At 71.2% G+C, this 6,140-nt stretch carries 6 protein-coding genes; 2 read left to right on the top strand and 4 right to left on the bottom strand.

What is annotated here, in order from left to right:
• Positions 1–162: 162 nt before the first annotated feature.
• On the bottom strand, positions 163–648 hold the full coding sequence (locus AB0N31_RS36060) for an ATP-binding protein (RefSeq protein ID WP_366062770.1): 486 nt from the start codon (positions 646–648) through the stop codon (positions 163–165).
• Between the two features lie 168 nt (positions 649–816).
• On the opposite strand from AB0N31_RS36060, the gene AB0N31_RS36055 reads away from it, so the two are divergent.
• Entirely contained in the window at positions 817–1,188 is a 372-nt protein-coding gene (locus AB0N31_RS36055) for an STAS domain-containing protein (protein ID WP_366062769.1), read from the top strand.
• 292 nt (positions 1,189–1,480) lie between these two features.
• On the opposite strand, the gene AB0N31_RS36050 is transcribed toward AB0N31_RS36055, so the two are convergent.
• The 3 genes from AB0N31_RS36050 to wrbA all read right to left on the bottom strand — a co-directional run bounded on the left by AB0N31_RS36050 (position 1,481) and on the right by wrbA (position 5,209).
• A complete protein-coding gene (locus tag AB0N31_RS36050) occupies positions 1,481–2,134 on the bottom strand; it encodes an SDR family oxidoreductase (protein WP_366062768.1) in 654 nt (217 codons plus the stop codon).
• Between the two features lie 274 nt (positions 2,135–2,408).
• Positions 2,409–4,223 carry a glycoside hydrolase family 15 protein gene (locus AB0N31_RS36045; protein ID WP_366062767.1) on the bottom strand — a complete coding sequence of 605 codons (1,815 nt, stop codon included), beginning with the start codon at positions 4,221–4,223 and terminating at the stop codon, positions 2,409–2,411.
• A gap of 368 nt (positions 4,224–4,591) precedes the next feature.
• Positions 4,592–5,209, bottom strand: coding sequence for an NAD(P)H:quinone oxidoreductase (gene wrbA / locus AB0N31_RS36040; RefSeq protein WP_366062766.1), 618 nt, complete (start codon positions 5,207–5,209; stop codon positions 4,592–4,594).
• A 305-nt stretch (positions 5,210–5,514) separates the two neighbouring features.
• Between wrbA and AB0N31_RS36035 the strand changes: the two genes are divergently transcribed.
• Positions 5,515–6,140 (top strand): SDR family oxidoreductase (locus AB0N31_RS36035; protein ID WP_366062765.1); only part of this gene is annotated, 626 nt, incomplete at its 3' end.

Raw genomic sequence — 6,140 nt, 5'->3', positions numbered from 1 at the left:
CCGATACTGGTTGTATCGGGGCGATCCCGACAACGCGGCGAGCGTGCGTGCCAGGCGTCGCCGGGCAGACGGGACTTTCGAAACACGCCCTAGACGACAGCCGGCCCGTGGGCCCCGGGAACACCCGGGGCCCACAGTCCTTGCACCGAACGGGAGCGGCGGCTACGCCGGTCCGCGGGCGGCGACACCGCTGTCGGCCGCGTCGGCCAGAGCGATGCGGGCCGTGATCCGTTTGCCGACCGGCTCCTGGTGGACCGAGAGGTCCTCGGTCACCGCCTTGACGATCTCCAGGCCGTGCTGGCCGATCCTCGCCGGATCCGGGGCCCGCGCGGCGGGGACCGTGGGATCGCTGTCCCACACGGTCACCTCCACGCTGTCGGCGATGATCCGCAGTTCCATCAGGACGGGGCCTGGGGCGTACTTGCGGGCGTTGGTGACCAGCTCACTGACCACCAACTGGGTCAGGTCCGTCGCGCGGGCGGACACGGCGAGCCCATGGCCGTCGCGGGCCTGTTCGAGGAAGGTGGTGGCGTGGTGGCGGGCCTCGGCGATGCAGCCGTCGTCCCCGCCCAGGGCGAAGCCGGCACGCAACAGACGGTCGCCGGGCGCCCTGCAGTCGCCGTCCTCGGCCTCGGATCCCACCAGCATCGCCTCACTCCCCGTCCGCCCGAGCGCGGATGTCCCACCAGGTGACTACGTCTGCCCCGGATGCACCGTCCGGAACAGCCGATCGCGTGCACCCGGCCCGGGCGGTGAGGCAGAATCGTCCACGCATGGTCCTGACCCGGAGCAAGCGTAAACGCAGTCGAGGAGACAGTGACCGACATCCCGAAAGCAGACCGGCCGGACGGGCTCGTCATTGAGCAGAGCGTGGTCGACGGCGTACGCGTCGTGGTCGTGCGCGGCGAGATCGACCACGACGTCAAGCACGTGCTCAGCGAGGCCCTGCTGCCGCAGCGCGGGGCGGTGCCGCCGTCACGGGTCGTGGTGGACCTCAGCGGTGTCACCTTCATGGACTCCAGCGGCATCAACTCCCTCGTCGTCGCCCACCGGGCCGTCAGCGCCACCGCGGGGTGGCTGCGCATCGCCGGTGCGCAGGCGCCGGTCCTGCATGTCCTGCGCATCGTGGGGATCGACGAGATCATTTCCTGCCACGCCACCGTCGAGCAGGCTCTGGACAACCCCTGACCCGTCCGCCCCGGCACGCCGCCGACGAGTACGTCGGCGACGGTGACCGGGGCATCGCCGTGCTCGCCGCCGCCGTGCACCGGCTACGGCCGACGAGCGGGCACAGGCGCCACCCGAGTCCGGCGGGAGGATCCGATCCCCGGCGTCTCCTCCGCGGTGATCGCGGGGCGGGTGCTCACGCCCGGCGGCCGTCGCGCTCTCCTCGCGGACCGGTCCTGGCCGCGGGCGCAGGGGCGTGCCGTGGCGCAGGGAAAATCCCCTTCCGGGGCGGACAGCCCGGACAGGTCCGGCTTCAGTCGGCAGCGGGCAGGTCGGTCGACGGCCCGGCGGTGGCGCCGCCGTCCAGGACGAACTCGACGCCGGTCGAATAGGTGGCGTCGGTGGCGATGAAGAGCACCATGCGGGCGACTTCCCCGGGCTCACCGAACCGCGGGAGCGGCTGCGCGGCCGTGAAGGAGTCGTCGAAGTCGGCCGTCATCCCGGTGCGCACGGCCCCCGGATGGACCGAGCAGACACGGGTCCCGTCCGCGGCGAGTTCCAGCGCCGCGGTCTTGGTCGGGCCTCGCAGCCCCCACTTACTGGCCACGTACGCCCCGATCCCCGTGTACCCGGTCAGGCCGGCGATGGAGGAGATGTTCACGATCACCCCTCCCCCGGCCCGGCGCAGAGAGGGCGCCGTCGTCCGCATGCCCAGCCAGGCGCCCTGGAGGTTGACGTCGACGACCCTGCGGAAGGACTCGGGGGACTGCTCCTCGATGGTGCCCCACTCCAGGATCCCGGCGTTGTTGACCAGTGCCGACACGGGGCCCGCTTCCCGTTCGGTCCGCGTGACGACGGTCTGCCAGTCGTCCCCGTCACTCACGTCCAGGTGCGCGTAGCGGGAGGGAGGGCCGAGCTCTGCTGCCAGCTCCTCCCCCTCGGCGTCGGCGACGTCGGCCACGACCACAGCCGCGCCTTCGGCGGCGAACAGCCGAGCCGTCGCGGCACCGATCCCCGGGCTCCCCCGGTGACGATCGCCACCCGTGCGTCCAGCGCTCCCATCGTGGCCTCCCGAACCGATTCGGCGTCAGGGTCCCTCGGACACAGGCCGCCCGGGGACGCTCGACGTCCGGAGCGGGCCGACCCCCGGTCGGTTCTCCTCCACTCCAGTGTGACCAGTCGGCATTCCGGGCGCACACCGGGAACCCGTCACGGGCCCTGGTGCCGTCCGGCCCCGGCCGTCAGACCGACGCGCTCTCCGCCTCATGGATGGCCCAGGCCGCGTTGACGAGACCGATGTGGCTCAGAGCCTGCGGGAAGTTGCCGAGCAGCTCGCCGGTGGACGGTTCGACCTCCTCGGCGAGGAGGCCCACGTCGTTCAGGTGACCGGCCGCGCGCCGGAACACCTCGCGAGCCTCCTGCGGGTCGCCCGCCAGAGCGAGCACCTGGGCGAGCCAGAAGGTGCACAGCAGGAAGGAGCCTTCGTCTCCGGGCAGGCCGTCGTCCGCCGCGACATAGCGGTGGACCAGGCCGTCCGCGCCGGTCAGGCGGGTCCTGACCGCTTCGACGGTGGAGCGCATCCTGACGGTGTCGGCGGCTTCGAACCCGACGATCGGCATCATCAGCGCCGATGCGTCGAGCACGTCCGAGCCGAACGCCTGGGTGTACGCGCCCGCGGCCTCGCTCCAGCCCTGCGCCTCGATCGCTGCCCGGATCTCGTCCCTGGCCGCCCGCCAGACCGGTGTCCGCTCCTGCGCGTCCAGGTCCTCGGCGAGTCGCAGCCCCTGGTCCAGGGCGGCCCAGCACATGAGCTTGGAGTAGAGGAAGTGCTGCGGCGCACTGCGCACCTCCCAGATCCCCTGGTCCTTCTCACGCCACCGGTCGGCGGCCGCGTCCACGAGTCCGGCGAGGAAGGCCTTGGTGGGGTCGTCCAGTCCTCCGAGGAGGTGGCGCAACCTCCCGAAGGCCGACAACAGTTCACCGTAGACGTCGAGCTGGCGCTGGACCCACGCCCCGTTGCCCACGCGCACCGGTCGGCTCCCGCGCCATCCGGGCAGGTGGGGCAGTTCCCGTTCGGTCAGGTCCCGTTCACCGCGGATGCCGAACATGATCTGCAGGTCCTGATGACGGCCGGGGTCGGTCGCCGCGGCCTGTGCCATCCAGCGGAAGAAGCCTTCGGCCTCGTAGGGGCAGGCGGCCACCCACAGCGCGTCCAGGGTGAACGAGGCGTCGCGCACCCAGGCGTAGCGGTAGTCCCAGTTGCGCACTCCTCCGGTCTCCTCGGGCAGGGACGTGGTCGGCGCGGCGACGATGGCTCCGGTCGGCTGGAAGGTGAGCGCCTGCAGCACACGGCCACTGTGGTGGACCATCTCCGCGTACGGCCCCTCGTACGACTGGTGACCCCGCGACCACGCCCGCCATCCGGCCACCGCGTCCCGCAGATGGCTCAGGATCTCCTGCCGTGACCACATGGCCGGCGCCTCGCCGGCCGGCGCCTGCTGGAGGGCGAAGCAGGCCTGCTCACCGGCCTCCAGCACCGCGGTGCAGCGGGCCGCGTCCGTGACGTCGAGCGGGTAGGGACAGCACAGTCCGAGCGCGTCCGGGCCGCCGTGGCAGCGCAGGCCTCCCTCGACCCGCGTCAGCCGGGGACTGATCAGGCCGTACTCCGGCCGCGGGGCGAATTCCATGTCGAACTCGACGCGGCCCGTCGTGCACCGCGCCACCCTGAGGAGGAGGTGCGGCGCGTGACGGCCGAGGTCGTGCCCCCGCTCGCCGCGTCCGGGGGCGAGCGCGTCGGTCAGGGTCATCGTTCCCGTGGCGGTGCGGAACACGGTTTCGAGGACCATGGTGCGGTCCAGGTAGCGCCGGGTCACCGTGCTGGGGCCGGTCGGCCGGAGGGCCCAGTGGCCGGCGTCCGGCCCGAGGATCCGTGCCAGGACGGACCGGGAGTCGAAGTGCGGCAGGCAGAGCCAGTCGATCGAACCGTTCCGAGCGACGAGTGCCGCGGTGTGGCAGTCGGAGAGCAGGGCGTAGTCCGCGATGGGCCGGTCGTTCATCCCGGGGCACCTCCGCAGATCCGGCGGTCGCCGCGGGGTTCCGGGAGGAGACCCGCGCCCCCGCGGGTGCGGCATTCCGCTTCCGACCATCTTCGTACGCCCGGGATGCCCCCGCACATCACGGGACGTCGCCGGCGAAGCGTTCCCGGCGAAGCGTTCCCGGCGGAACCTTCCCACGAGGTCAGCCGCGCTACGTCTCCAGGAGCCGCAGCCAGGCCTCGCTGATCGTGGGGAATTCGACCAGCAGTAAATGGTCGGCCGTCTTCCCCGGGCCGTCCGAGCACAGGAAGCCCCCTGGACACGCGAAGCCGGCGCCACCGTCGCCGGGGCGCCGACTCGCACGTCCACCCGCACGTCCAGGGGACGTCTCACCGCTGCACGGCGGCCTTGAGCTTCCCGGCGATCTTCACGACGCGTTCCGCCTGGTGCCGGGCTGCGGCGCGGGTGGTGTCGTCCACCGGGTTCGTGCCCTGCCCGTCCACGTGCGACGTGCCGTACGGGTTGCCGTCGGCGAATTTGACCGGGTCGGTGAAACCGGGAGCGACGAGGATGCCCCCGAAGTGGTGCACCGAGGTGTAGAGCGCCTGCAGGGTCGTCTCCTGACCGGCGTGGGCGATGGCGGACGAGGTGAAGCCGCTGTAGACCTTGTCGGCCAGCTTGCCCTGGGCCCACAGGCCTCCGAGCGTGTCGATGAACTGCTTGAGCTGGGCGGACAGGTTGCCGAAGCGGGTCGCGGTGCCGAACAGCACGGCATCGGCCCACTCGATGTCCTCCGGGGAGGCCTCCGGTATGTCGGCGGTGGCGGCGTGGTGGGCGGCCCACGCCGGGTTCGACTCGATGGCCTCCCGGGGCGCGAGCTCCGGCGCCTTGACCAGGCGGACCTCCGCGCCGGCCTTGACGGCGGCGTCGCGCAGTTCCTTCGCGATCTCGGTGATGGTGCCGGTGGAGGAGTAGTAGACGATGGCGACGTTCACGGGGCTGGTCACGGTGGTGATCTCCGTTCGCGGTGGCGGGGTCTTGCGGTTCGGGCGGACCGGCTCGTCGTTACTAGCCGACCGGTCTACTTACAAGAAGGTAGACGACCGGTCCATCACGAGCAAGACGACGCGACGTCGCCCACGTCACAGAGCCGACACCGCACCCCGCACGTCGGCGTACGGCGAGCCGTGCGTCACACCACACCGCGAAGACGCGCGGGACCGTTGAATCCAATAGACCGGTCGTCTAGTTTTTAGACGACCGGTTGGTTAACAACCGCACTTCTCGCCCTCACACACTCCGGAAGGCCACCATGGACAACACCCGAGGACAGAAGGTCGCCGTCGTCACCGGTGCATCGCAGGGCATCGGCGCCGGGCTCGTCGACGCCTACCGCAAGCTGGGCTACGCCGTCGTCGCGACGTCGCGCGGCATCACCCCGTCGCAGGACCCCGAGATCCTCACCGTCCAGGGAGACATCTCCGACCGCGCCACCGCCGAGCGCGTCATCGCGGCAGGCCTGGAACGGTTCGGCCGCATCGACACCCTGGTGAACAACGCGGGCATCTTCCTCTCCAAGCCGTTCACCGACTTCACCGAGGACGACTACGACGCCGTGCTCGGAGTGAACGTCGCCGGGTTCTTCCGCATCACCCAGCTCGCGATCGCCCAGATGCTCACACAGGGCGGGGGGCACGTCGTACAGATCACGACCAGCCTCGTCGAGCACCCCAACTCCCAGGTTCCGTCGGTGCTCGCATCACTGTCCAAGGGAGGACTGCAGGCCGCCACCAAGGCCCTGGCCATCGAGTACGCCACTCGGGGCATCCGCTCCAACGCGGTCGCCCTCGGCACGATCAAGACCCCGATGCACCCCCAGGAACACCACACGGCACTTGCCGAACTGCACCCCGTGGGCCGCATGGGCGAGATCGGCGA

The sequence above is a fragment of the Streptomyces sp. NPDC051051 genome, assembly GCF_040682975.1.
GTDB lineage: Bacteria > Actinomycetota > Actinomycetes > Streptomycetales > Streptomycetaceae > Streptomyces.
This window is presented reverse-complemented; position numbering and strand designations above follow the sequence as displayed.